Raw genomic sequence first — 25,825 nt, forward strand, 5'->3', positions numbered from 1 at the left:
CCTGAGCGGAGCCGCCGTTGAGCAGCGAACGCCGTCACACCGAGCCCGTCGACGTTCATCTGATCCTGCGCCGCGAGGGCGTCGGCGGGTCCGAGGTGCTGATGTCGCGGCGGGCCGGGCGGGTCTACGCCGCCGGGCTGTGGCATCTGCCGTCCGGGCATCTGGACGGACCGCACGAGGACGTGGTGACGGCGCTGATCCGGGAGGCGCGGGAGGAGACCGGCGTGCTCATCGCGTCCGACGACGTGCGCGCCGCCCTCACCGTGCACCATCGCGGACCCGGCGGTCACGCGCGCGTCGGTCTGTTCTTCGAGGTCCGCCGCTGGGCGGGCGAACCGGGGGTCAGGGAGCCCGAGGTGTGCGACGCGATGACCTGGGCGCCCCTGGACGCCCTGCCCGCGCCGGTGGTGGCGTACTGCCACGCGGGTCTGACCGCGTACCGCGCCGGAGCCCGACTCGCCCTGCATTTCCAGGAACCCGGCGACACCATCGCGCACGACCCGGCGACGGACCGGCTCGTCGTCGTCCCGTCGCGGTTCGACAGCGCCGCCGACGGTCCGAACCACCCCCTCACGGAGGCTCGTTGAAACACAAACCCCTCGGGAAGAAGGTCTGGCTGCCTCCGGCGGAGTACGCCGAGACGGTCATGAAGGCCACCGGTTTCGCCTGTGTCTTCTTCACCGACGACCGCGACCGGCCGCTGCAACTGCACGGCGTCTACAGCGCCACCCACCCCTGGCAGTTCCCCGGCGGCACGATGGAACCCGGGGAGCGGCCGTGGGAGACGGCGGTCCGGGAGTGCGAGGAGGAGACCGGCATCCGGGTGCCGGGACCGCCCCGGCTGCTGGCGACGGTGTTCGGGCTGCCGGGCTCCCCGTGGCCGTACAGCACGATGGGTCTCGTCTTCGACGGCGGGCGGCTGAGCGAGGCGGAGATCCGGGGGCTCGTCCTCGATCCGGAGGAGCACGACGAGGCGCGGGTACTGCCGCTCGCCGCCTGGCAACCGCTCATGCCGTCAAGGGACTTCGCGCGGCTGAGCGCGGTACTGGAGGCACGTGCCACCGGCGTCGCGGCCTACTTCGACTCCTGGGACTGGGGGTCCGAGTGAGCAGGGCGGCGACGACCCCGCCCAGCCTCCTCGCCGTCTTCGCCCACCCCGACGACGAGTCCCTCGTCTCCGGCGGTGTCCTCGCCCGCCACGCGGCGGCGGGCGCCCGGACGGCGGTCCTGACCGCCACCTGGTCTCCCGGCACGTATCGCGCCGCCGAACTGGCGGACGCCGTACGCGCCTTGGGCGCCGAGCCGCCCCACCTCCTCGGCTACGCCGACGACCGCGTCCCCGACTCGGCACCGGGGCAGCCGCGTTGGTGCGACGTGCCGCTGGACGAGGCGGTCGCCCGCGTGGTCGCCGTCATCCGCGCCACCCGCCCGGAGATCGTGCTCACGCACGACGCCTACGGCGGTCTGACCGGTCACCCGGACCACCGCCGCACCCACCGGGTCACCCTGCTCGCCGCCGCAGCCGCCGGACTCGGGCACCTCCACCCCGAGGCGGGCGAGCCCTGGCAGCCGAGCGCGGTGTACCTGGCCACCCACCCCGACACGGCGGTGACCGACCTCGGTCCCCTGCTGACCCGGGCCCGAAAGTCCGTCCTGGCCGTACCCCACGACCAGGTGAGCGCGGTCGTGGACGTACGCCCCTGGCTGGACCGCAAATGGGCGGCGATCCTGGCCCACCGCAGCCAGGTCGAACGCGAACGCCCCCTCCCCGGCATCCTCGCCCGCCTCCCCACCGAGACCCGGCACCGCATCATCGGCACGGAGTACTACATGCGAGCCGTCCTGACCCCCGCCTCCCGACCCCTGCCCGACCTGACGCCCTGAACCGCACCGCACCACGACGCCCTCGCGGACGACCTGGTGGTCATGCTCACCCGCGCCTGAGAACGCTCGTCAGCCGTCGAGCCGGTGCACCAACTCCCGCAGTACCGGCCCGTATTCGGGGTGGGACAGGGCGTGGGCCATCTGGGCGACCAGGTAGTCGGCGGGGTTGCCGGTGTCGTACCACTCGCCCTGGATGACCTGGCCGTAGACCGCGTGGTGGGCGGCGTAGGCGTTGAGGGCGTCGGTGAGGTAGACCTCGCCGACCGGCCTGCCCTGCCGTTCGGCGTCGTACCAGAGGCGGGTCTGTTCGCGGAGTTCGTCGACGATGCCGGGGGTGACGACGTATCCGCCGATGGCCGCGTACGCCGACGGCGCCGCATCCGGCTCGGGCTTCTCGACCAGACCGGTGATGCGGAGCATGCCGTCGCCGAGGTCCTCCTTGACGACGGGGACGCCGTAGCGGCGGGAGTCGGCGGGGTCCATGGGGAGGAGGGCGAGGACGGGGCAGCCGGTCTGTTCGTAGGCGCGGATGAGCTGCTGGGCGCGGGGGACGTCCGCCACGAACACGTCGTCGGGCCACAGGACCAGGGCGGGTTCGTCGCCGAAGCTGCGGGCGGCGTTGAGGACGGGGGTGCCGTTGCCGTACGGACCGTGCTGGTCGAGGTAGGTGATGTGGCCCTGGCGCGCCAGCTCCGCGACCTCCTCGACGGCGTCGGCGTACGCGTCCTTGCCGTCGGCGCGGAGCTGGCGCACGAGGGCGGGGTTGGGGCGGAAGTGATCCTGGATCAGGGATTTCCCGCCGGAGACGACGATGGTGATGTCGGTGATGCCGGAGTCCACCAGCTCGCGCACGGTGTGCTCCACGACCGGCTTGTCACCGACCGGCAGCATCTCCTTGGGCGTGGCCTTGGTCAGCGGCAGCAGCCGCGATCCGAGCCCGGCGGCGGGAATCACGGCCCGGCGGATGGTGGGGGGCATCAGCGCTCCAGGGGTTGTTCCGAGGGGGTGTCACATCAGGCACCGACGCTAACGACCAAGGCTGTGGAGGGTTGACATCCCCCGCACAGCCCGGGGACAGGAGAGCCTCGCGGGGTGCGTCCGGGGACACCGCCGACATCAGGGAACCCCCACAAAACCCCTATATCACCCCTCACCCTGACATAGTGCCGCCATGCCTCTCCCCCGCCGCACCCTCCCCCTCCTCGCCCTGACCGGTACCGCCGTCGCCCTCACCGCCACCGCCTTCCTGGTCCTCGAACCCCGCTCCAGGACCCCGGGCGCCCCTCCCGCCCCGGGTACGACCCGCACCGCCACGCAGGTCGCCGATGTGCCCCGGCCCGGCGCGCCCGGCATCGGTGATCCGCTCGTGCCGCTCGACGGCAACGGCGGGTACACGGTCGTCCGGTACACCCTCGACTTCGACTGGCGCGCCCCCCGCACGCCCTTCCCCGCCACCGCGACCATCGCCGCGACCGCCACCCAGGCGCTGTCCCGGTTCGACCTCGACTTCGCCGGGAACACGCTGGGCGCCGTCACGGTGGACGGCGCCCCGGCGAGAACCGAGCGGAAGGGCGACGAGCTGGTCGTCACGCCGGGACAGCCCCTCGCGCGCGGGCACCGGTTCACCGTGCGGGTGGCGTACACCGCCGACCCGACCCAGCGGCGCCACCGCGACGACGCGATCCAGGACTACGGCTGGGTGCCCACCGACGACGGCACGCTGCTGTCGCCCCAGCCCGACGGCGCCAAGATGATCTTCCCGGCGGACGACCACCCCAGCCTGCGCGCGCCGTACACCTTCCACGTCACCACCCCGCCGGGGATCACGGCCGTCGCGAACGGACGGCTCGTCAAGCGCGAGCGGCAGGCGGACGGGCGGACCCGGTGGACCTACGACTCGGAGCAGCCGCTCGCCGCGCAGTTGGTCCAGCTCGCGATCGGCAGGCTGACGGTGATCGACGGCAAGGGTCCGCACGGGCTGCCCGTGCGGGACGTGGTGCCGGACGACCTGGTGGCGGACACCAAGGCGTACCGCTCGCTGACGCCGGACCATCTCGCCTGGCTGGAGCAGCGGCTGGGTCCGTACCCCTTCCGCCGCTACGGCGTGCTCGTAAGCGCGGGCGATCTGCCCGTGGCGCTGGAGACCCAGTCGCTGTCGACGCTGCCGAGTGCCGATCTGCTGGGGGATCAGGTGACCGCCGAGCGGAACCTCGTGCACGAGCTGACCCACCACTGGACCGGTGACAGCGTGGCGATCCGCCGCTGGTCGGACCTGTGGCTGAGCGAGGGTCACGCCCGGTTCTACGAGCTGCTCTACGCCGACACGCGCGGCGGACCGAACATGGCGGACATGATGCGTTCGGCCTACGAGCAGCACGACCAGTGGCGCCACGACGACGGCGCCCCGGCGGAACCTGCCGAGGGAACCCTGTTCCGGCAGATCCGCTACGACGGCTCCGCGCTGGTGCTGTACGCCCTGCGGGAGAAGGTCGGCGCGGACACCTTCGGACGGATCGAGCGCTCCTGGGTGACGGAGTACCAGGGGCGGACGGCAGGGACCCGAGACTTCGTCAGGCTCGCCTCGAAGGTCGCCGGTGAGGACCTGACGCCGTTTCTGGACCCGTGGCTGTACGGCGCGCACACCCCGCCGATGCCGGGTCACCCGGACTGGCACACCGACCCGGTGACGGAGGACTGAGCCGCCGTCCGCCGGGCGGGGCGCGACTGCCGCCGACCGGGTGGCCTCGGCGCGGGGGATGGTCCACGCGGTTGACGCTCGGCGCGACGTGGCGCGCGAGGCAAGGAAACGTACGAGGGGTGACGTGCAGGGCCAGCCCCTGTGCCCTGGTCGCATTCTCTGGCCACGCCGACCTCGTTGGAGCCTCCCGTATGAGAAAACGCGTCGCCCCCCGCGTCTCCGGTTATGTGCGCGGACACCGGCGAATCGTCTGTGTGAGCGCTTCGGCGGCACTGCTGCTGCCGTTGCTGCTGCTCGACCACTCGGACGACGGCGGCGGTCCGTCCGACAACCGCCTGCAGGACGACTACACCGCCGCCGCGGCCGAGTACCACGTGCCCCGCAGCGTGCTGATGGGCGTGTCCTACCTCCAGTCGAGGTGGGACTCGCACCCCGGAGTCGCGAGTGTCGTCGGCGGCTACGGCCCGATGCACCTGGTGGACTCCGCCGGACCGCCGCCCGAGCAGCCCCGGCACCATGTGACGCCCCGGCCGCAGACGCTGACACCGAGTCCGGCCGCCTCCCACGGGACCGCCTCCCGGAACACCGGCGGTCAGGCGGACCTGCGGCGGGCCGCCGGACTCCTCAAGCTGCCGCCCGAGCGGCTCCAGAAGGACGACGCCGCCAACGTGCGCGGCGGTGCCGCCCTGCTCGCCGAGACCCAGCGGGGGCTCGGAAAGCCGCTCAGCGCCGACCCGGCCCAGTGGTGGGAGGCGGTGGCGAAGTTCGCCGGGACGACCGACACGGCGCAGGCGGAGGCGTACGCGAACGACGTCTTCGACGTCATCCGCAAGGGCGCCGACCGGGTCACCGACGCCGGGCAACACGTGATCCTCGCCGCGAGCCCCCAGGTGCGCCCGCACCCGGCCACCGCCCAGGGCGCGCAGCGCTCGAAGAACACCGAGTGCCCGCCTGAGCTGAACTGCTCCTGGCTGAGCGCGCCGTACGTCCGCATCAACGAGGACGCCTACGGCAATCACGACCTGGCGAACCGTCCCAAGGACCAGCGGATCGAGTACATCGTCATCCACGACACCGAGGCACCGCTGGCCTCGATGCTCGCGACCATCCAGGACCCGGAGGAGGCGTCCTGGCACTACTCCATCCGCTCCAGCGACGGTCATGTCACCCAGCACGTGAAGACCAAGGACGCCGCCTGGCACTCGGGCAACCAGTTCGTCAACGGCCGCTCGATCGGCATCGAGCACGAGGGTTTCCTGCGCCAGCCGGACGCCTGGTATACCGAGCAGATGTACCGGTCCTCCGCCCGGCTCGTGAAGTATCTGGCGAAACGTTACTCCATCCCGCTGGACCGGTGGCACATCTTCGGGCACGACAACGTTCCCTCGCCGACCGAGGGCAGCATCCCGGACATGCACGACGACCCCGGTCCCTTCTGGGACTGGCGGCACTACTTCGACCTGCTCGGCGCGCCGCTCAAGGCCACGGCCGGTCCTGACAGCGACGTCGTGATGATCCTTCCGGACTACGCCAAGCACAAGCCGGTCTTCACGGGCTGCTCGGAGAAGGGCGCGACCTGCGCGCCGCACGGTTCGAGCGCCGTCCGGCTGTACACCGAGCCCTCCGAGGACGCCCCGCTGATCCAGGACCCGGGCCGGCGCCCCGACGGCGACGACGCCACGGTGGACGTCGACGACCTCGCCTCGCGGGTCTCGACGGGGCAGTCCTTCGCGGTCGCCGAGCGCCGGGGCGACTGGACGGCGATCTGGTTCCAGGGCCACAAGGCGTGGTTCAAGAACCCGAAGAAGCAGCCGACGGCGGTCGGCGCGCGCGGCCACATGATCACCCCCAAGGCGGGCCGGAGCGAGATCCAGGTCTACGGCCGCGCGCTCCCGGAGGAGTCCGCCTACCCCGACGGCGTGGACGAGGCACAGGAGACCCCGCTGCCGTACACCATCAAGGCGGGCCAGCGGTATGTGACCGGGGCGCGGGTGTTCGGCTCGTACGTGGACCGCTCCTCCTTCCCGGACGTCCCGGCGCCCGTCATCAAGGGCCAGGAGCCGTACTACGAGATCCAGTTGGACCACCGGCTCGCCTACGTCCGGGCGAGCGACGTGGACGTGATCTCGACGCCCGGCGCGGCGGGCGCGCCCGCGCACGCGGGTCCGACACCGCAGCGCTGACCCCGGATCGAGGGCCGGCTCCGAGGGGGTCGGCCCTCCGCCGTGAAGTACGCGTGCTGGACGTGCTGTTGGTGAGCCAGCAGACTGGAGGCATTGGAGGAAGCGATGGCAGACGAAGAGGTCCCTCGCGTCCGGCTCACGCCGCAGGCGGCCGAGTTGGTGCGCAGACTGCGGGCCGAGCACGGTCCGCTGATGTTCCACCAGTCCGGCGGCTGCTGCGACGGCAGCGCGCCCATGTGCTACCCGGCGGGTGAGTTCCGCACCGGCGACTCCGACGTGCTCCTCGCCGAACTCGCCGTCGAGGACGTGCCGGAGACGGTGCCGTTCTGGATGTCCAGGTCCCAGTTCGAGGTCTGGAGCCACACCCGCCTGACGGTGGACGTGGTGCCCGGACGCGGCAGCGGCTTCTCCCTTGAGGCACCCGAAGGGGTGCGCTTTCTGATCCGCTCGCACGTGGTCCAGGGCTAGCCTCGCCGTGAACCGCCGGTCGGCGGTGGTCGCTTCGTGCGGCGCGGTGTTCGCACTGCTCACCGTGTTCGTGACCCCGGCGGGAGCCGCGCCGGACGGCAGTGCGGTCGTACGAGGCGTGCGGTACCGGCAGTTCGACGTGGCCGGGGCGGCCGGGACCGCGCGGGTGCATCTGCTCACCGTGGACCTGGGCGACCGGCATGTCCGGGTCCGGCTGCTCCATCCGGGCGCGGTGGCCGCGCGGGAGACGGTCTCGCGGCTGGCGGAGACGGCAGGGGCGGTCGCGGGGGTCAACGGGGATTTCTTCGACATCACCGAGACCCAGCATCCGGGCGTCGAGGCGACGGGCGCGAGCGTGGGACCGGCGGTCGCGGACGGACGTGCCATGAAGGCGGCGGTTCCGCCGGGTCAGCGCTTCGGACCGGCGCCGCCGCCCGGCACCACCGGGCGCGAGGTGTTCGGTGTGGGCGTCGACCGCAGGGCCCGGCCGGGACGACTGCGGCTGGTCGGCTCGGTCCGCACGGCGACGGGCACCTTTCCGCTCGGCGGTCTCAATCAGTACGCGCTCCCCCAGGACTCCATAGGCGCCTTCACCATGTGGTGGGGCACCGTCTCCCGGGCGCGTGCGGTGTGCGGCACCGACACCGACCGGGCGGCAGGCTGTGACACCGACGCCCGGGAGGTGGCCGTGCGCGCCGGACGGGTGGTGAGCGTGTCCGAGGGACCCGGTGCCGGTCCGATCGCCCCGGACACGACGGTGCTGCTCGGGCGCGGCAGCGGGGCACGCAGGCTGGCCGGGCTGTCGGTGGGCGACCGGGTGCGGGTGCGGTACGGGCTGGTGTCCGGGTCGGTGCCGTACGCCTTCGCGATCGGCGGCTTCCCCGTGCTGAGCGGGGGCGAACCGCTGCCCGGTCTCGACGACAGGGTCTCGGCCGTGCGGACGGCGGTGGGCGTGACCCCGGGTGGCCGTCGGCTGCTGCTGCTCGCGCTGGACGGGTCGGCCGACTACCGAAGCGGTCTGACCGTCGCCGAAGAAGCCGCGACCCTGCGGACGCTGGGCGCCGCCGAGGGGTTCAACCTGGACGGCGGCGGGTCGACCGAGCTGGTCACGCGGGAGCGGGGCGGCATCGTGATCCGCAGCCATCCGAGCGGCGGCGCGGAACGCCCCGTTCCCAACGGCATCGGGGTGTTCGCGGTGCCGTGAGCCACCGGGGCGGCGCCTCACGGAGGATCAGGGGCGCAGCCCGCTGACCAGCTCCGCCGTCGCCGTGAGCCCGCTGGAGATGCTCGGACCCATGCTCGTGCCCGCCAGGCAGAAGCCGAGCAGGACGCAGGTCAGGGCGTGGGACATCTTCAGTGCGCCGTTGCGCAGGAAGACCACCGCCAGGATCAGGAGCAGCAACATCACCGAGATGGAAACGGCCATCGGAAACCTCCTCCGCGCGCGCCCGTTGGGCGGCGTTCGGCCGCAAGTGTGGCGTAGCGGAGGGTTCGTCCGGGCTGCTGACGTGTCCCCCGTCCGGGTGATGTCGCGCGGACGGGGGCTGTCGGTGGTCCGGTGTCAGGGCGCCTGGAGGTCGACCAGTGCGGCCAGAGCCTCGCGGTGGGCGCCGGACGTGCCGTGGGCGAGCGAGTCCGCCTTGGCGCGCTTGAGGTACAGGTGCGCCGGGTGCTCCCAGGTCATGCCGATGCCGCCGTGGAGCTGGACGGCTTCCTCGGTGGCGTGCACGGCGACCGCGGAGGCGTACGCCTGGGCGACGGCCACCGCGACCTCGGTGTCCACGCCCGTGGCGAGCGCGTCGGCGGCGGCGCGGGCAGCCGCGCGAAGGTTGACGACCTCCAGCCACAACTGGGCGAGCCGGTGCTTGAGCGCCTGGAAGCCGCCGACGGGACGGTTGAACTGCCTGCGCTCCTTGAGGTAGCGCACCGTCTCGGTCAACGCCCAGTCGGCGACACCCAGTTGCTCGGAGGCGAGCAGTCCGGCGGCAGCCGTCAGGGCGCGTCGTACGGCGGGTTCGGCGGCGCCCACGCGGCGACCCGGCGCTCCGGTGAGGGTGACGGTGGCCAGCGGGCGGGTCAGGTCCAGCGAGAGCTGCGGGGTGACGGTCGCCGCGTCGGCGTGCACCGCGTAGAGCCCGCCGTCGTCGGCCGGGATCAGCAGCACGTCGGCGGCTGCCGCGTCCGCGATACCGGTGAACTCCCCGTGCAGCAGGTCCCCTTCGAGACGGGCGGTGGGGAAGTCGGCGCCGGGGGCGCGGTGCAGGGCGACGGCGAGGGCGGCGACGGTGCGCCCGGTGGCGAGGTCGCGCAGCAGCTCGGCGTCCTCGCAGGCGAGCAGCGCCTCGGTGGCGGTGACCGCGCTGGTGAGGTACGGCACGGGAGCGACGGAGCGTCCCAACTCCTCCAGGACGACCGCGACTTCGCGGTGCGTGGCGCCCTGACCGCCGAGATCCTCGGGGATCAGCAGTCCGGCAAGCCCCATGCCGTCGGCCAGCAGCTTCCACAGGGCGAGGTCGTGCGGGGTGTCCGACTCGATGCGGGCGAGCACGGATTCGGGTGCGCAGTGGTCGCCGAGCAGGTCGCGGACGGCGGCGCGGAGCGCTTCCTCCTCCTCCGAGTAGAGCAGATCGGGTTCGGTGGCCGGTGTGCGCACACCGGAGTTCGTCGTGCTCATCGGGCGAGGTCCTTCCAGGCGACGTCCTTGTCGGTGCGCGGTTCGGCGGGCAGACCGAGGACGCGTTCGGCGACGATGTTCAGCAGGACCTCGCTGGTCCCGCCCTCGATGCTGTTGCCCTTGGCGCGCAGATAGCGGTATCCGGCGTCGCGCCCGGTGAAGTCGACCAGCTCGGGACGGCGCATGGTCCACTCGTCGTACAACAGCCCCTCTTCACCCCGGAGTTCGACTTCCAGACCGCTGATCTCCTGGTTGAGGCGGGCGAAGGCGAGCTTCATGCCGGAGCCCTCGTAGCCGGGCTGTCCGGCGACGAGTTGCTGGCGCAGGCGTTCGGCGGTGAGGCGGGAGACCTCGGACTCCACCCAGAGTCCCAGCAGCCGCTGGTGCAGATCGTGGGTGCGCAGTTCGGGGCGTTCGCGCCAGGTCTTCGCGACCGGACCGATCATGCCGCCCTCGCGGGGCAGCCGCATGCCGCCGATGGAGACGCGCTCGTTCATGAGCGTGGTCTGCGCGACCCGCCAGCCGTCGCCGACCTCACCGAGGCGGCGGGCGTCGGGGATGCGTACGTCGGTCAGGAAGACCTCGTTGAACTCGGCCTCGCCGGTGATCTGGCGCAGCGGCCGGACCTCGACGCCCGGGTCGCTCATGTCGCAGATGAAGTACGTGATGCCCGCGTGCTTGGGCACGTCCGGGTCGGTGCGGGCGATGAGGATGGCCCAGCGGGCGAGGTGGGCGCTGGAGGTCCACACCTTCTGCCCGTTGACCACCCAGCTTCCCCCACTCTCGGCTTCGCTCGAGCGGGCGGTACCCCCATCCTCCCGCACGGCGCGGGTGCCGAGCGCGGCCAGGTCGGACCCGGCGCCGGGCTCGCTGAACAACTGGCACCACACCTCCTCGCCGGTCCACAACGGGCGCAGAAAGCGGGACTTCTGCTCGTCGGTGCCGTAGCGCAGGATCGTCGGCGCGGCCATGCCCAGACCGATGCCGATGCGCCGGGGGTCGTTGTCCGGCGCCCCCGCGGCTTCCAACTCGGCGTCCACCACGGCCTGGAGGGCGCGCGGGACACCGAGTCCGCCGAGTCCCTCGGGGTAGTGCACCCAGGCGAGTCCGGCGTCGAAGCGGGCGCGCAGGAAGTCGAGGCGGTCGGTGGTGGCGGGCGGGTGCGCGGCCAGCAACTCGGCTGTGCGGCGGCGCAGTTCCTCGGCGTCGGTCATACGGCGGCTCCGTTCTCCAGGACCACGGCGATACGCCCCGTGGTCGTACCGGCGGCGACCCGCTGCACGGCGTCGGCCGCGCCGCTCAGGGGGACGCGCTCGCTGATCAGCGGCTTGATGGCGCCGCGCGCGGCGAGTTCGGTGAGTTCCTCGTGGCACCGCAGGACCAGCTTGGGGTCCTTGGTGTTGTACAGCCCCCAATGCAGGCCCACGATCGAGTAGTTCTTCACCAAGGCGTGGTTGAGGGCGGGGCTCGGAATGGTGCCGCTGGCGAAGCCGACGACGACGATCCGGCCCTCGAAGGCGACCAGCTTGGCGGACTGCGCGTAGGCGTCGCCGCCGACGGGGTCGTAGATCACGTCCGCGCCCCGGCCGCCGGTCGCCTCCTTGACGGCGGCGACCACGTCCTCGCTCCGCCGGTCCACGACCACGTCACAGCCCAACTCGCGGGCCACGGCTGCCTTTTCGGGACCGCCGACGACGCCGATGACACGCGCCCCGGCCGCCTTGCCGAGCTGGACGGCCGCGCTGCCGACTCCTCCGGCGGCGGCGTGCACGAGCAGGGTCTCGCCCGCCTCCAGGTGCGCCCTGCGGTGCAGCCCGAACCAGCCGGTCTGGTAGCCGATGTGCAGGGCGGCGGCTTCCGCGTCGTCCAGCGAGTCGGGGGCGGGCAGCAGCGCGCGGGCGTCGGCGAGGGCGTACTCCGCGAAACCGCCGTACGGCAGCGCGGGGTTGGCGATCACCCGGCGCCCGTCCCCGGTCTCGCCGCAGATCTCGACGCCGGGCGTGAAGGGCAGCGGCGGCCGGATCTGGTACTGACCCCGGCACAGCAGGGCGTCCGGGAAGTTGACGTTGGCGGCACGCACCCGGAGCAGCACCTGCCCCTCGCCGGGCACCGGGCGGTCCACTTCCGCGAGGCGCATCACCGCACCCGGCTCGCCGTTCTCGTGCACCTGCCATGCCTGCATGTGAAGCCTCCACGGGACTGCCTCGTGCGACCGGGTTCCTCGGCATACTAAGCGGTCGCTTGCCAGTGTGGGAAGGGCGCTCCCGCGCCGCTCGCCGCCGATCACGCAGACCCCCGGACCGCCGACGGCTCACTCCTTCTCGCCCTGCCGTCCCGTCCGCGCCCGTACGTGCATCCGCTCCCCCTGCGGCCCGAACAGGCTCAGGAACTCCACCGGTCCCTCCCCCGTGGACCCGAACCAGTGCGGCACCCGGGTGTCGAACTCGGCCGCCTCCCCCGGCCCGAGCACCACGTCGTGGTCGCCAAGCACCAGCCGCAGCCTGCCGGAGAGGACGTACATCCACTCGTAGCCCTCATGGGTGCGCGGGTCGGGTTCGCGGACGCGCTGCGGCTCCAGCACCTTGAACGCCTGGAGCCCGCCGGGGCGCCGGTTCAGCGGCACAAAGGTGCGCCCGTCCCGCATCAGGGGCTTCGCCCGCACCCGGGGATCACCGACCGGCGGCGCCCCGACCAGCTCGTCCAGCGGCACCTGGTGCGCCTGCGCGATGGGCAGCAGCAGCTCAAGGCTGGGTCTGCGCAGCCCCGACTCCAGCCGGGACAGGGTGCTGACGGAGATGCCGGTGCGCTCGGAGAGGGCGGCGAGGGTGACGTCCCGCTGCTTGCGGATGCGCCGCAGGCGCGGCCCGACGCCCGCAAGCACCTCCTCGGTGCTCTCTTCGGTGCTTTCCTCGGTCCCCCGGTGGCTGTGGTTCATGTCTTTCATTGCAGAATCGGCAAACAGGTTTGTCAACACGGCAGGGGGCGCGCGACCGTCGGACCCGGAGGTGGTCACCTTGACCGAGAATTCCGGGAACGCGGACGGCTACGACGAGAACAGCGACGAGGACGGCTACGACGTGGTCGTCGTAGGAGGCGGCGCGGCCGGGCTGTCCGCCGCGCTGGTGCTGGGCCGGGCCAGGCGGCGCACGCTGGTGGTGGACGCGGGCGAACCGCGCAACGCGCCCTCGGCCCATATGCACGGCTATCTGTCGCGCGACGGCATGGCACCGGCGGACTTCCTGGCGGCGGGTCGCGAGGAGATCGCCCGGTACGGCGTGGAGCTGGTCCAGGACCGGGCGGTGACGGCGAGCCGCGACGCGAACCCGACACCCGACGAGCGTGCACCCGGCGGCTTCACCGTGACCCTCGCGAGCGGCCGGACCGTACGCGCCCGTCACCTCATCGTCGCCACCGGTCTCAGGGACGACCTCCCGCCCGTCCCCGGCGTGGCCGAGCGCTTCGGGCGGGACGTGATCCACTGCCCGTACTGCCACGGCTGGGAGTCCCGCGACCTGCCCACCGGCGTGCTCGCCACCAGCCCGCTCAGCGCGCACCAGGCGCTGATGGTGACCCAGTGGTCCGACGACGTACGGCTCTTCCTGCACGAGGTGCGGGAGTCCGACCTGGCGGAGGAGGACCGGCGCAGGCTGGCCGCCGCCGGGGTGGCGGTCGTCCCCGGCGAGGTGTCCGGGCTGGTGGTGAGCGGCGACCGGCTCACCGGGGTCCGGCTCGGCGACGGCACGGTCCACGAGCGCGCGGTGCTGTACGTCGCCCCGCGCGCCCTACCCCGCGACGAACTGCTGACCGCGCTCGGCGCCGAGATGCGCGAGACGCCGTTCGGCCGCTACCCGGTGATCGACGAGCGGGGTCTGACGAGCGTGCCGGGGCTGTGGGCGGCGGGCAACGCGAGCGGGTTCGCGGAGCAGGTGGTGAACGCGGCGAGCCGGGGGTACCGGGCGGGTGCCACGATCAACGGCGAACTGCTCTTCGCGGACCTGGACGCGAAGGCGGCGGAGCCCGCGTAGCCCCGGCCGAACCCGCGTAGCTCCACCCCAACCCGCCTGACCCCGGGTGTGATCCCGTCTCCCCCGAGGCACCATGACTGCATGCTGCTGACCCGCCTCGCGGAGGTCTCCCGGGAGGTCGCCGCGACGGCGTCCCGGAACCGCAAGACCGCCCTGCTCGCGGAGCTGTTCCGGGACGCGGAGCCGGCCGACGTGCCGATCGTCATCCCGTATCTCGCGGGGCGGCTGCCGCAGGGGCGGATCGGGGTCGGCTGGAAGGTGCTGGGCGCTCCCGTGCCGCCCGCCGCGGAGCCCTCGCTCACCGTGCGGGAGGTCGACGCCCTGCTGACCGAACTGGGCGCGGTGTCCGGGGCGGGCTCGCAGAAGGAGCGCGCCCGGATCCTCGGCGAGCTGATGGGCGCTGCCACCGAGGACGAGCAGCGCTTCCTGCGCGCCCTGCTCACCGGCGAGGTGCGGCAGGGCGCCCTGGACGCCGCCGCCGTGGAGGGGCTGGCCGCGGCGACCGGCGCGGACCCGGCGGACGTACGGCGGGCAGTGATGCTCGCCGGGTCGCTGCAGCCGGTCGCCGGGGCGCTGCTCGCCGAGGGTCCCGCGGCGCTGGACCGGTTCCGGCTCACGGTGGGGCAGCCGGTGCTGCCGATGCTGGCGCGCAGCGCGTCCTCGGTGGCGGAGGCGGTGGAGAAGCTGGGGGCGTGCGCGGTCGAGGAGAAGCTGGACGGCATCCGGGTCCAGGTGCACCGCGACGGCGACACCGTGGGCGTCCACACCCGCACCCTGGACGACATCACCGACCGGCTGCCGGAGGTGGTGGCGGCCGCGCTCGAGCTGCCGGGCGAGCGGTTCGTGCTGGACGGCGAGGTGATCTCCTTCGGCCCGGACGGGCGTCCGCGCTCCTTCCAGGAGACGGCGGGCCGGGTGGGTTCCCGGGTGGACGTGGCGCGGGCGGCCGAGGAGGTGCCGGTCTCCCCCGTCTTCTTCGACGCGCTGTCCGTCGACGGCCGCGATCTGCTGGATCTGCCCTTCGCCGAGCGGCACGCGGAGCTGTCCCGGCTGGTGCCGGAGCCGATGCGGGTGCGCCGGGCGCTGGTGAGGGGTCCCGGGGAGACCGGTGAGGCGGAGGCGTTCCTCGCGGCGACCCTCGCGCGCGGTCACGAGGGCGTGGTGGCCAAGGGGCTGGACGCGCCGTACAGCGCGGGGCGGCGCGGCGCGTCCTGGCTGAAGGTGAAACCGGTGCACACCCTGGACCTGGTGGTCCTGGCCGCCGAGTGGGGGCACGGGCGGCGCACCGGCAAGCTCTCCAACCTGCATCTGGGCGCCCGCTCCGCCGACGGCGGTTTCGTGATGCTGGGCAAGACCTTCAAGGGCATGACCGACGCGATGCTCGCCTGGCAGACGGAGCGCCTCGGGGAGCTGACCGTCGAGGAGAAGGGCTGGGGGGTGACCGTACGCCCCGAACTCGTCGTGGAGATCGCCTACGACGGTCTCCAGCGCTCCGCCCGCTACCCCGGCGGGGTGACCCTGCGCTTCGCGCGCGTGGTCCGCTATCGCGAGGACAAGCGGCCCGAGGAGGCCGATACGGTGGAGGATCTGCTCGCGGCCCACCCGGAGGTCATGGCGTGACAGTGCGTGCGACGAAGCGCAGCGCGGGACTGCTGGTGTTCCGCCACACCGATGACGGACTCGAGGTGTTGCTCGGCCATATGGGCGGCCCGTTCTACACGAAGAAGGACGCGGGCGCCTGGACGGTCCCCAAGGGTGAGTACGAGCCGGACGAGCCCGCGTGGGAGGCGGCGCGGCGGGAGTTCCGCGAGGAGCTGGGGCTCGAACCGCCGGACGGCGAGGCGCTGCCGCTGGGCGAGATCGCGCAGCGCAACGGCAAGATCGTCACCGCCTGGGCGGTCGAGGGCGACCTCGACCCCGGGACGATCTCGCCGGGCACCTTCACGATGGAGTGGCCGCCGCGCTCGGGGCGTACCCAGGAGTTCCCCGAGCTGGACCGGGTCGCCTGGTTCACCCCTCAGAAGGCGCGGGAAGTGCTCGTCGCCGGGCAGGGGGCGTTTCTCGACCGGTTGGCGGAGCACTCGGGCTGAGACGGACGACCACGCGTTGCGCTGCCCCGTACCGCGCGCGAAGGTCGAGGAAAAACCGGTCAGGGAGGCCAGCCATGCCCATCGCGACGGTGAACCCGGCGAACGGCGAGACGCTCAAGACGTACGAGCCGATGGACGACGCCGAGGTGGAGCGCAGGCTCCAGCTCGCGGAGGCCACCTTCCGCACCTATCGCACGACCCCGCTCACGGAGCGCTCCCGGCTGCTGAACCGCGCCGCCGACCTGCTCGACGAGGACCGGGACGAGGTCGCGCGCATCATGACCCTGGAGATGGGCAAGCCGATCGGGCAGGCGCGCGCCGAGGCCGCCAAGTGCGCCAAGTCGATGCGCTGGTACGCCGCGCGCGCCGCGGAACTGCTCGCAGACGAGATCCCGGACCCCGAGGACGTACGCGACTCGGGCGCCATCGGTGCGCGGGTCGTCTACCGCCCGCTCGGCCCGGTGCTCGCGGTGATGCCGTGGAACTTCCCGCTCTGGCAGGTGATCCGCTTCGCCGCGCCCGCGCTGATGGCGGGCAACGTCGGACTGCTCAAGCACGCCTCGAACGTGCCGCAGACCGCCCTTTACCTGGAGGACCTGTTCCACCGGGCGGGCTTCACGGAGGGCTGTTTCCAGACCCTGCTGATCGGCTCCTCCGCCGTCGACGCGATCCTGCGCGACGAGCGGGTGAAGGCGGCGACGCTCACCGGCAGCGAACCGGCCGGACGGGCGGTCGCCTCCACCGCGGGCGAGATGATCAAGAAGACGGTCCTTGAGCTGGGCGGCAGCGACCCCTTCCTCGTCCTGCCCTCCGCCGACCTCGACCGCGCCGCGCGCACGGCGGTGCTCGCGCGCACGCAGAACAACGGCCAGTCCTGCATCGCCGCGAAGCGGTTCATCATCCACCGGGACGTCTACGACGCGTTCGTGACCGAGTTCGTCGCCCGTATGAAGGACCTCACCGTCGGCGACCCGCTGGACGAGAACGTGGACATCGGCCCGCTCGCCACCGAGCAGGGGCGCAGCGACGTGGAGGAGCTGGTCGACGACGCGCGGCGCAGCGGAGCCGAGGTGCTGTGCGGGGGCGAGCGGCCCGAGGGCGTGGGCTGGTACTACCCGCCGACCGTCCTCGGCGGGATCACCCGCGAGATGCGCATCCACCGCGAGGAGGCGTTCGGACCCGTCGCCACGCTGTACCGCGCCGACGACCTGGAGGAGGCGATCCTGATCGCCAACGACTCGCCGTTCGGACTCAGTTCGAGCGTGTGGACCCACGACCCGGACGAGATGGCGCACTGCGCGCGGGACATCGAGGCGGGGGGTGTCTTCATCAACGGGATGACGGCGTCTCACGCGGCGTTCCCCTTCGGCGGTGTGAAGCGGTCGGGGTACGGACGTGAGCTGTCCGGGCAGGGAATCCGGGAGTTCTGCAACATCACGACGGTTTGGCAGGGTGCGTGAGGGTGGCCGGACTACGATCCCGACTGTGACCCGCGAAGTGACGTTGCCCTTGATCGTGGACGACCGTGGCGCGCTGTCGGTTTCAGCGGCCGATGTGAGTGCGTTGCTGCGCAGTGTGGGGGCGCGGTGGGTGCATCTTGTGGAGGCGGGGGAAAGGCTGGACGAGGATACGGTTGCCGTGCTGACCATCGAGTTGGCGAAGTTGGCGGACCGGATCGATGTGGCGTGCATTGCGCATAGCAGTGGGGCGCCGTAGTTCTTTCGGCCGGATGTCGGGTGCGGGTGCGTTGTGGCTTGTCGCGCAGTTCCCCGCGCCCCTTCAGGGAGTTGCCCTGAGCCTCGTTTTCAAGTGGGCCCTGACCTGCTAAAACAAAAGATCGTTACTCTCTGTTCTCGCCGGTTCGGAGTAACACCGCGCGAGTTCGTCGCTCTCTCGGGTGAGTGTGGGTGGACCACCTTCTGACCGGCGGACGAAGGCCCGCCGGACGGCGAAAGCAGGGACCGCTCATGGCGACTTTGTGCAGACCCTCGGTGTCCGTGCCGGAGCATGTGATCACGATGGAGGAGACGCTGGAGCTGGCGCGTACGCATCACGCGGACAACCCGCAGCTCCCGCTGGCTCTCCGGCTGATCGAGAACACCGGAGTGCGCACCCGGCACATCGTGCAGCCCATCGAGGAGACCCTGAAGCACCCGGGCTTCGAGCAGCGCAACAAGCTCTACGAGTCGGAGGCGAAGGCCCGGGTCCCGGCGGTGATACGCGAGGCGCTGGACGACGCGGAACTCCTCACCTCCGACATCGATGTCATCATCTACGTGTCGTGCACGGGCTTCATGATGCCCTCGCTCACCGCGTGGCTGATCAACGAGATGGCGTTCTCCAGCACCACCCGGCAGTTGCCCATAGCCCAGTTGGGCTGTGCGGCGGGCGGTGCGGCCATCAACCGGGCGCACGACTTCTGTTCGGCGTACCCCGACGCCAACGCCCTGATCGTGGCCTGCGAGTTCTGCTCGCTGTGCTACCAGCCGACCGACCTCGGCGTCGGATCGCTGCTGTCCAACGGCCTGTTCGGCGACGGCATCGCTGCCGCCGTCGTACGCGGTCAGGGCGGACGGGGTGTCGAGCTGGAGCGCAACGGCTCGTATCTGATCCCCAAGACCGAGGACTGGATCTCGTACGACGTGCGGGACACCGGGTTCCACTTCCTGCTGGACAAGCGGGTGCCGACCACGATGGAGCCGCTGGCCCCGGCGCTCCAGGACCTCGCGGGCACCCACGGCTGGAACGCCTCCGACCTGGACTTCTACATCATCCACGCGGGCGGTCCCCGCATACTCGACGACCTCAGCAAGTTCCTGGAGGTCGAGCCGCACGCGTTCCGGTTCAGCCGGTCCACGCTCACGGAGTACGGGAACATCGCGAGCGCCGTCGTCCTGGACGCGCTGCGCCGGCTGTTCGACGACGGCGGCGCCGAGGACGGGGCGCGGGGGCTGATGGCCGGGTTCGGACCCGGGATCACCGCCGAGATGACCGTCGGCCGCTGGTCCGACGGCAGTTGAGAGGAGGCGCCATGTCCGAGGAGACACTCACCGAGACCCAGCCTCCCGTCCGGCAGTGGCCGGCGCTCGACCTGGCCGGGACGGACTTCGACCCGGTGCTCACCGAGCTGATGCGCGAGGGTCCGGTCACCCGCGTCCAACTGCCCAACGGCGACGGCTGGGCGTGGCTGGTCACCCGGCACGACGACGTGCGCATGGTGACCAACGACCCCCGGTTCGGCCGGGAGGCGGTCATGGACAAGCCGGTCACGCGGCTCGCCCCGCACTTCATCCCGGACCGGGGAGCGGTCGGCTTCCTCGACCCGCCGGACCACACCCGGCTGCGCCGTTCGGTCGCCGCCGCGTTCACCGCGAAGGGCGTCGAGCGGGTCCGGGAGAAGTCCCGGCACATGCTGGAGGAGCTGGTCGACGAACTCCTCCAGGACGGTCCGCCCGCCGACCTCACCCGCTCCGTGCTGAGCCCCTTCCCCATCGGGGTGATCTGCGAGCTGATGGGCGTCCCGGCCGCCGACCGGCACTCGATGCACGAGTGGACCCAGCTCATCCTGTCCTCCGCGCACGGCAAGGAGGTCAGCGAGAAGGCCAAGCGCGAGATGGGCGCCTACTTCTCCGACCTGATCGCCCTGCGCGAGGGCAGCACCGGGGAGGACGTGGCCTCGCTGCTCGGCGCGGCCGTGGGCCGGGCGGAGGTCACCCTGGAGGAAGCCGTCGGGCTCGCCGTACTGCTCCAGATCGGCGGCGAGGCGGTCACCAACAACAGCGGGCAGATGTTCTATCTGCTGCTGACCCGACCGGAGTTGGCGGACCGGCTGCGCCGGGACCCGGCGATCCGCCCGAAGGCGATCGACGAGCTGCTGCGCTACATCCCGCACCGCAACGCCGTCGGCCTGTCCCGGATCGCCCTGGAGGACGTGGACATCAGGGGCGTGCGGGTCAGGGCGGGTGACGCGATCTACGTCTCCTACCTGGCCGCCAACCGCGACCCGGAGGTCTTCCCCGACCCGGAGACGATCGACGTCGAGCGCAGCCCCAACCCGCACGTCGCCTTCGGCTTCGGTCCGCACTACTGCCCCGGCGGGATGCTGGCCCGGCTGGAGTCCGAACTCCTGGTGGACACGCTCCTCGACCAGGTGCCCGGTCTCAGGCTCGCGGTGCCGCCGGATCAAGTCCCCTTCCGCAAGGGCGCGTTGATCCGGGGTCCCGAGGCACTGCCGGTGACCTGGTGAGCGGCCCATGACCACCGAGGGACTGCTGGTACCGCCGGGTCAGGGCCGGGTCGTCGAGACGGCCGCCCAGCGGGTCACGTTCAAGGTCACCGGCACCCACTCGCGGACGGCCTCCACCTTCGAGGTGGAGGTCCCGCCCGGGTTCGACGTCGGCGCCCATGTCCACACGCGCAGCGAGGAGTTGTTCTACGTCCTGGACGGCGAACTGGACGTCCTCGCCTTCGAGCCGCGCATCCGCACCCCCGACAACTGGCAGAAGTGGGAATCGACTTCGGGCACCCGAGTGGTAAGAGCCACCCCGGGCACCCTGATCGTCGTACCCCCCGGCTGCCCCCACGCCTTCGCCAACCCCACCGACACCCCGGCGAAGATGTTCTTCCAAGCCTCTCCCCCACCGGACCACGAACGCTATTTCGAGGAGCTGTTGGAGATCCTGGACAGCGAGGGCCCCCCGAATCACGAGGCGATAGAGGAACTGAGGAGGCGCTACGACATAACCCAACTGACACCTCTGAAACACCGCTGACTGGTCCCACCCAAAAGGGGCGCGGGGAACTGCGCGAACGGCCACGACGAACGCGCGGACCGAATCGCACAGTTCCCCGACGGCGCTACCGAATCGGCACCCCCGCAAGCGTCCGCGCAATAACGAGCCGCTGAATCTCGCTGGTCCCCTCAAAGATCGTGTAGATCGCCGCATCCCGATGCATCCGCTCCACGGGATACTCCCGGGTGTACCCGTTCCCCCCGAGAATCTGAATCGCCTGCCCGGTGACCTTCTTCGCTGTCTCGGAGGCGAACAACTTCGACATCGACCCCTCCGCCGCGGTGAACGGCTTCCCGTTGACCGCCATCCAGGAGGCTCGCCACACGAGCAACCGAGCCGCGTCGATGGAGGTCCGCATGTCGGCGAGCTGGAACGCGACCCCCTGGTTGTCCACGATGGGCCGCCCGAACTGCTCCCGGGTGACGGCATAGTCGAGGGCAACCTCATAGGCAGCCCGAGCCGTACCCACCGCCATAGCCCCGACGGCAGGTCGAGACGCCTCGAACGTGGCCATCGCCGCGTTCTTCACGCGCTCGCCCCCGCTGCGGGCCCGCTCCCGCGCCCGCGCCAGCCGCTCGTCCAGCTTCTCCTTGCCCCCGAGCAGGCAGGACCCGGGCACGCGGACGTTGTCGAGCACGACCTCGGCGGTGTGCGAGGCACGAATCCCGTGCTTCTTGAACTTCTGCCCCTGGGAAAGACCCGCCGTGCCGGGCGGGACGATGAAGGAGGCGTGCCCCTTGGAGCCGAGGTCCGGGTCGACCACCGCGACGACGACGTGGACGTTGGCGATGCCGCCGTTGGTCGCCCAGGTCTTGGTGCCGTTGAGCACCCACTCGTCCTTGGCCTCGTCGTAGACGGCGCGGGTGCGCATCGAGGCGACGTCGGAGCCCGCGTCGGGCTCGGAGGAGCAGAACGCGGCGACCTTCACATCGCTGGCGTCGCCGTACATCTGCGGGATCCAGGTGCCGATCTGCTCCTCGGTGCCGTTGGCGAGGACGCCGACGGCGGCGAGGCCGGTGCCGACGATGGAGAGCGCGATGCCCGCGTCGCCCCAGAACAGCTCCTCCATGGCCATGGGTATGCCGAGCCCGGTGGGGTCGAAGTACTGCTGGGCGTAGAAGTCGAGGGAGTAGATGCCGACCTTGGCGGCCTCCTGGATGACCGGCCAGGGGGTCTCCTCACGCTCGTCCCATTCGGCGGCCGCGGGGCGGATCACGTCGGCGGCGAAGCCGTGCAGCCAGTCCCGGACCTCCTTCTGTTCGTCGTTGAGCTCCATGGTGAACTCGGCCATGTCCCCTCCAGCGGCGGCGCGTACTACTGTTACTAGCGGTAACCAGAGTGTGTTACCGACCGGTAGCAGAAGTCAACTCCGCATGTCCTCTCGGTATCCCGTTCGATGTCAGGGGGCCTTTCAGTGTTACTTTGCGCAGGCGTCACCGAATCAGCACAGGTGGGGAGAGCACATGGACACCACGCAGCGGACCGATCAGCAGCGGTCCGCCGACCGCCGACGGCGCGAGTTGCTGGAGGCCGCCGACCGGGTGGTGCTGCGCGACGGACCGCAGGCGTCGATGAACGCCATCGCCGCGGAGGCGGGCATCACCAAGCCGATCCTCTACCGCCACTTCGGCGACAAGGGCGGGCTCTACGCCGCTCTCGCCAAGCGGCACACCGACGCCCTGCTCGACTCGCTGCGGGCGGCCCTGGACGCGCCCTCGGACCGGCGTGAGCGGGTGGAGAACACCCTCGACACCTACCTGGCCGCCATCGAGGCACGGCCGCAGGTCTACCGCTTCCTGATGCACCCCGCCGAGGGCTCCCCCTCCGGCGACCCGGGCTTCGACGTGGGCAAGCACAGCGTGCCGCTGCTGCGGCGGATGGGCGAGGAGCTGGCCCAGGTCATCGAGGAGCGCGTGGACCTCGGTCCGGGCAGCGAGCAGTTGGCCCGGGTCTGGGGGCACGGGATCGTCGGCATGATGCACGCCGCCGGCGACTGGTGGCTGGGCGAGCGACCCTGCTCCCGTGCCGAACTGGTACGTTCCCTCGCGGACTTGCTGTGGGGACGCCTCGCGGCCGCCGGGGACCGGGTCGGTGGCCCGGGCTTCTGACGGAGCCCGCAGAGCCCTCAGCGGCTCCAGTCCGCCCGCCTCACCTGCCGTTCCAGCCGCCGCTTGCGCCAGCCGGTGACCCGGTCCGCGTAGACCGTGCCGTCCAGGTGGTCGCACTCGTGCTGGAGGCAGCGGGCGAAGAAGCCCGTGCCGTGCACGGTCACCGGCTCGCCGTCCACCGTGAAGCCCTCGACCACCGCGTGGTCGTACCGCTCGGTGCCCGCCTCCAGACCGGGCAGGGAGAGGCAGCCCTCGGGACCGCGCAGCTCGATGCCGTCCGCCGTCACCAGGCGCGGGTTCACCACATGACCGAGGTGGCGGACCTCCTCGTCGTCGGGACAGTCGTATACGAACACCCGCGAAGGGACGCCGATCTGGTTGGCGGCGAGACCGACTCCCTGGGCCGCGTACATGGTCGCGAACAAGTCCGCGACGAGCTGAGCGAGTTCCGGGCCGAAGTCGGTGACCTCCGCGCAGGGGGCGTGCAGTACGGGGTCGCCGAGGAGGGAAAGCGGCCTGACGCGCCCTCGGGCGCCCGGGATGGAGCGTTGTCGCATGGCGGCAAGGGTACGGTTCGTTCGGCCCATGACGACCGCGCGGTGTGGGCCGGGATTCGGGTGTGCGAACGGTTCTCGATAGGCTGAGGCCCCCACCACGTTGCCGGATGGCCTGAGGCGCGGCGCGTACGCAAGGAGGATCGAGGACTGATGGCAGGCAACTCGGACCCGCTCTCCCCGCGGGCCAAGCTGGCCGTGACCGCGGGCAAGGCGGTCGCGGCGGCATCGCGCGCCGCCGGGCGCGGCAGCGGGTCGGTGATCGGCGGAAAGGTCGCCCTGCGGCTCGACCCCGACCTGCTGGCCCGGCTCGCCACCCACCTGGACGTCGTCCTGGTGTCGGCGACCAACGGCAAGACCACCACGACCCGGCTCATCGCGGAGGCGCTGCGCGCCGCCGGACCGGTCGTGTCCAACGCGCTCGGCGCCAACATGCCGGCCGGTATCACCTCCGCCCTCGCGGGCGGCTCGGACGCCAAGTTCGGCGTCATAGAGGTGGACGAGAAGTACCTGGCCGGTGTGGCACGCGACACCAGCCCGAAGTGCATCGCGCTGCTGAACCTCTCGCGCGACCAGCTCGACCGTGCCGCCGAGACCCGGATGCTCGCGGAGAACTGGCGTGAGGGTCTGTCGGACTCCAAGGCCGTGATCGTCGCCAACTGCGACGACCCGCTGGTGGTGTGGGCGGCGTCGTCCTCCCCCAACGTGGTCTGGGTCGCGGCCGGGCAGATGTGGAAGGACGACGCCTGGTCCTGCCCGTCCTGCGGCGGTGTCATGCAGCGTCCGGGCGACGACTGGTTCTGCGGCGAGTGCGGCTTCCGCCGTCCGACGCCGAGCTGGGCGCTCTCCGGCGACCACGTGCTCGACCCGCACGGTTCGGCGTGGCCGATCCACCTCCAGTTGCCGGGCCGCGCGAACAAGGCGAACGCGGCCAGCTCCGCCGCCGTCGCCGCCGTCTTCGGGGTGCCCCCGCAGGTGGCCCTGGAGCGGATGTACCAGGTGCAGGCGGTCGCCGGACGCTACGACGTGGTCCAGTTCCAGAACCGCGACCTGCGCCTGCTGCTGGCGAAGAACCCGGCGGGCTGGCTGGAGACCTTCTCGCTGATCGACCCGCCGCCGACCCCGGTGATCCTGTCCGTGAACGCGCGCGGCGCCGACGGCACCGACACCTCGTGGCTGTGGGACGTGGACTACACCCGGCTCACCGGCCACCCGATCTTCGTCGTCGGTGACCGGAAGCTGGACCTCGCCGTCCGGCTGGAAGTGGCGAACCAGCACTTCCAGGTGTGCGAGAACCTCGACGAGGCCGTCGCCGCGGCACCGCCGGGCCGTATCGAGGTCATCGCGAACTACACCGCGTTCCAGGACCTGCGCCGCCGGGTCGGCAACTGATCAGGAAGGGCGATCACCTATGAGCGACAACCAACTGCGGCTGGTGTGGATCTATCCCGACCTGCTGAGCACCTACGGCGACCAGGGCAACGCCCTCGTCGTGGAGCGCCGTGCGCGCCAGCGCGGCCTGGACGTGGCCCGGCTGGACGTGCGCAGCGACCAGCCGATCCCGACCTCCGGTGACATCTACCTGATCGGCGGCGGCGAGGACCGGCCCCAGCGGCTCGCGGCCGAGCGGCTGCGCCGGGACGGTCACCTCCAGCGGGCGGTGGAGAACGGCGCGATCGTGTTCTCCGTGTGCGCGGGCTACCAGATCCTGGGCCACGAGTTCATCAACGACCTGGGCCAGCGCGAGCCGGGTCTCGGTCTGCTGGACGTGGTCTCGGTGCGCGGCGAGGGCGAGCGGTGCGTCGGCGACGTGCTGGGCGACATCGACCCGCAGCTCGGTCTGCCCCCGCTGACCGGCTTCGAGAACCACCAGGGCGTCACCCATCTGGGCCCGACCGCCCGCGCCTTCGCCCAGGTCCGCCTGGGCCGGGGCAACGGCACCGGGGACGGCACGGAGGGCGCGTACAACGGGACCGTGTTCGGTACGTACATGCACGGACCCGTGCTGGCCCGTAACCCGCAGATCGCGGACCTGCTGCTGAAGCTGGCGCTGGACGTGAACGCGCTGCCGCCCATCGACGACCGGTGGTACGAGGCGCTGCGCGAGGAGCGGATCGCGGCGGCGAAGCAGCCCGCGTAAGGGCGACGCCCGAAAGGGTCAAAGCAGTACATTCCAGGCGGGCCTGTGACGGTGTCACGGGCCCGCCTGACTGTGTGTCCGCTCACCTGTGCGGGCACGTCCATCAGGCGGACGCCCGGTGGGGCGGCGGGCGATCCCGCCGTAGTCTGACCGGGAAAGCCGCCGGACAACGCGGTCCGGCCTCCCGGTACTCGTCGAGAAGGTATCT

At 71.7% G+C, this 25,825-nt stretch carries 26 protein-coding genes; 18 read left to right on the top strand and 8 right to left on the bottom strand.

Going from position 1 to position 25,825, the window contains the following annotated elements:
* The first annotated feature begins 17 nt into the window (after positions 1–17).
* Genes IF655_RS04485 through IF655_RS04495 form a run of 3 tightly spaced genes read left to right on the top strand, consistent with a single transcriptional unit; the run spans position 18 to position 1,884 of the window.
* A complete protein-coding gene (locus IF655_RS04485; RefSeq protein WP_199582173.1) occupies positions 18–587 on the top strand; it encodes an NUDIX domain-containing protein in 570 nt (189 codons plus the stop codon).
* Positions 584–1,108: an NUDIX domain-containing protein gene (locus IF655_RS04490; protein WP_199582174.1), complete on the top strand. Its 525-nt coding sequence runs from the start codon at positions 584–586 to the stop codon at positions 1,106–1,108. Before IF655_RS04485 ends, IF655_RS04490 begins: the two co-directional genes overlap by 4 nt.
* Positions 1,105–1,884 (top strand): PIG-L deacetylase family protein, encoded by a 780-nt coding sequence (locus tag IF655_RS04495; protein WP_199582175.1) that lies wholly within the window; start codon positions 1,105–1,107, stop codon positions 1,882–1,884. Before IF655_RS04490 ends, IF655_RS04495 begins: the two co-directional genes overlap by 4 nt.
* 69 nt (positions 1,885–1,953) lie before the next feature.
* On the opposite strand, the gene IF655_RS04500 is transcribed toward IF655_RS04495, so the two are convergent.
* Positions 1,954–2,862, bottom strand: a complete 909-nt coding sequence (locus IF655_RS04500) for a UTP--glucose-1-phosphate uridylyltransferase (protein WP_199582176.1) — start codon at positions 2,860–2,862, stop codon at positions 1,954–1,956.
* Between the two features lie 193 nt (positions 2,863–3,055).
* Between IF655_RS04500 and IF655_RS04505 the strand changes: the two genes are divergently transcribed.
* The 4 genes from IF655_RS04505 to IF655_RS04520 all read left to right on the top strand — a co-directional run bounded on the left by IF655_RS04505 (position 3,056) and on the right by IF655_RS04520 (position 8,437).
* Positions 3,056–4,582, top strand: coding sequence for a M1 family metallopeptidase (locus tag IF655_RS04505; RefSeq protein WP_206775401.1), 1,527 nt, complete (start codon positions 3,056–3,058; stop codon positions 4,580–4,582).
* A gap of 254 nt (positions 4,583–4,836) precedes the next feature.
* The gene (locus IF655_RS04510; protein WP_199582177.1) at positions 4,837–6,765 is read left to right on the top strand and encodes an N-acetylmuramoyl-L-alanine amidase; all 1,929 of its coding nucleotides are present in this window, start codon (positions 4,837–4,839) and stop codon (positions 6,763–6,765) included.
* A gap of 105 nt (positions 6,766–6,870) precedes the next feature.
* Positions 6,871–7,233, top strand: coding sequence for a DUF779 domain-containing protein (locus IF655_RS04515; protein WP_199582178.1), 363 nt, complete (start codon positions 6,871–6,873; stop codon positions 7,231–7,233).
* Between the two features lie 7 nt (positions 7,234–7,240).
* A complete protein-coding gene (locus tag IF655_RS04520) occupies positions 7,241–8,437 on the top strand; it encodes a phosphodiester glycosidase family protein (RefSeq protein WP_374100164.1) in 1,197 nt (398 codons plus the stop codon).
* 27 nt (positions 8,438–8,464) lie between these two features.
* Here IF655_RS04520 and IF655_RS04525 read toward each other — a convergent pair whose 3' ends face one another.
* The 5 genes from IF655_RS04525 to IF655_RS04545 form a co-directional block, all read right to left on the bottom strand.
* The gene (locus IF655_RS04525) at positions 8,465–8,659 is read right to left on the bottom strand and encodes a hypothetical protein (RefSeq protein WP_199582179.1); all 195 of its coding nucleotides are present in this window, start codon (positions 8,657–8,659) and stop codon (positions 8,465–8,467) included.
* A 135-nt stretch (positions 8,660–8,794) separates the two neighbouring features.
* Positions 8,795–9,907, bottom strand: coding sequence for an acyl-CoA dehydrogenase family protein (locus tag IF655_RS04530; protein WP_199582180.1), 1,113 nt, complete (start codon positions 9,905–9,907; stop codon positions 8,795–8,797).
* Positions 9,904–11,121, bottom strand: a complete 1,218-nt coding sequence (locus IF655_RS04535; RefSeq protein ID WP_199582181.1) for an acyl-CoA dehydrogenase family protein — start codon at positions 11,119–11,121, stop codon at positions 9,904–9,906. The genes IF655_RS04530 and IF655_RS04535 overlap by 4 nt, the downstream gene beginning before the upstream one ends.
* Positions 11,118–12,089 (bottom strand): NADPH:quinone oxidoreductase family protein, encoded by a 972-nt coding sequence (locus tag IF655_RS04540; RefSeq protein ID WP_199582182.1) that lies wholly within the window; start codon positions 12,087–12,089, stop codon positions 11,118–11,120. The genes IF655_RS04535 and IF655_RS04540 overlap by 4 nt, the downstream gene beginning before the upstream one ends.
* 129 nt (positions 12,090–12,218) lie before the next feature.
* On the bottom strand, positions 12,219–12,842 hold the full coding sequence (locus tag IF655_RS04545) for a helix-turn-helix domain-containing protein (RefSeq protein ID WP_199582183.1): 624 nt from the start codon (positions 12,840–12,842) through the stop codon (positions 12,219–12,221).
* A 70-nt stretch (positions 12,843–12,912) separates the two neighbouring features.
* On the opposite strand from IF655_RS04545, the gene IF655_RS04550 reads away from it, so the two are divergent.
* From IF655_RS04550 to IF655_RS04585, 8 genes are all read left to right on the top strand, one after another.
* Complete coding sequence (locus IF655_RS04550; RefSeq protein ID WP_307814856.1) at positions 12,913–13,932, top strand: NAD(P)/FAD-dependent oxidoreductase; 1,020 nt, start codon at positions 12,913–12,915, stop codon at positions 13,930–13,932.
* A gap of 81 nt (positions 13,933–14,013) precedes the next feature.
* Complete coding sequence (locus tag IF655_RS04555; RefSeq protein ID WP_199582185.1) at positions 14,014–15,552, top strand: ATP-dependent DNA ligase; 1,539 nt, start codon at positions 14,014–14,016, stop codon at positions 15,550–15,552.
* Positions 15,549–16,022, top strand: coding sequence for an NUDIX domain-containing protein (locus IF655_RS04560; protein ID WP_199582186.1), 474 nt, complete (start codon positions 15,549–15,551; stop codon positions 16,020–16,022). Before IF655_RS04555 ends, IF655_RS04560 begins: the two co-directional genes overlap by 4 nt.
* A 74-nt stretch (positions 16,023–16,096) precedes the next feature.
* The gene (locus IF655_RS04565; protein WP_199582187.1) at positions 16,097–17,482 is read left to right on the top strand and encodes an NADP-dependent succinic semialdehyde dehydrogenase; all 1,386 of its coding nucleotides are present in this window, start codon (positions 16,097–16,099) and stop codon (positions 17,480–17,482) included.
* A gap of 25 nt (positions 17,483–17,507) precedes the next feature.
* Positions 17,508–17,738 (top strand): DUF6213 family protein, encoded by a 231-nt coding sequence (locus IF655_RS04570; protein WP_199582188.1) that lies wholly within the window; start codon positions 17,508–17,510, stop codon positions 17,736–17,738.
* A 251-nt stretch (positions 17,739–17,989) separates the two neighbouring features.
* Positions 17,990–19,042, top strand: a complete 1,053-nt coding sequence (locus tag IF655_RS04575; RefSeq protein WP_199582189.1) for a type III polyketide synthase — start codon at positions 17,990–17,992, stop codon at positions 19,040–19,042.
* 11 nt (positions 19,043–19,053) lie between these two features.
* A complete protein-coding gene (locus tag IF655_RS04580; protein WP_199582190.1) occupies positions 19,054–20,268 on the top strand; it encodes a cytochrome P450 in 1,215 nt (404 codons plus the stop codon).
* A 7-nt stretch (positions 20,269–20,275) separates the two neighbouring features.
* Positions 20,276–20,794 (top strand): cupin domain-containing protein, encoded by a 519-nt coding sequence (locus IF655_RS04585; protein ID WP_199582191.1) that lies wholly within the window; start codon positions 20,276–20,278, stop codon positions 20,792–20,794.
* Positions 20,795–20,879: 85 nt separating this feature from the next.
* On the opposite strand, the gene IF655_RS04590 is transcribed toward IF655_RS04585, so the two are convergent.
* The gene (locus IF655_RS04590; protein ID WP_199582192.1) at positions 20,880–22,106 is read right to left on the bottom strand and encodes an acyl-CoA dehydrogenase family protein; all 1,227 of its coding nucleotides are present in this window, start codon (positions 22,104–22,106) and stop codon (positions 20,880–20,882) included.
* Positions 22,107–22,278: 172 nt separating this feature from the next.
* Here IF655_RS04590 and IF655_RS04595 point away from each other — a divergent pair, with 172 nt between their 5' ends.
* Positions 22,279–22,923 (top strand): TetR family transcriptional regulator, encoded by a 645-nt coding sequence (locus tag IF655_RS04595; RefSeq protein ID WP_199582193.1) that lies wholly within the window; start codon positions 22,279–22,281, stop codon positions 22,921–22,923.
* 17 nt (positions 22,924–22,940) lie between these two features.
* Here the strand turns inward: IF655_RS04595 and def are convergent, their stop codons facing one another.
* A complete protein-coding gene (gene def, locus IF655_RS04600; protein ID WP_199582194.1) occupies positions 22,941–23,480 on the bottom strand; it encodes a peptide deformylase in 540 nt (179 codons plus the stop codon).
* A 150-nt stretch (positions 23,481–23,630) separates the two neighbouring features.
* Here def and IF655_RS04605 point away from each other — a divergent pair, with 150 nt between their 5' ends.
* Both IF655_RS04605 and IF655_RS04610 read left to right on the top strand, forming a co-directional pair.
* Positions 23,631–24,869: a MurT ligase domain-containing protein gene (locus IF655_RS04605; protein WP_199582195.1), complete on the top strand. Its 1,239-nt coding sequence runs from the start codon at positions 23,631–23,633 to the stop codon at positions 24,867–24,869.
* Between the two features lie 19 nt (positions 24,870–24,888).
* The gene (locus tag IF655_RS04610) at positions 24,889–25,617 is read left to right on the top strand and encodes a type 1 glutamine amidotransferase (protein WP_161183228.1); all 729 of its coding nucleotides are present in this window, start codon (positions 24,889–24,891) and stop codon (positions 25,615–25,617) included.
* Positions 25,618–25,825 lie beyond the last annotated feature (208 nt).

The sequence above is a fragment of the Streptomyces sp. DSM 110735 genome (genome assembly GCF_016482685.1).
Taxonomy (GTDB): domain Bacteria; phylum Actinomycetota; class Actinomycetes; order Streptomycetales; family Streptomycetaceae; genus Streptomyces.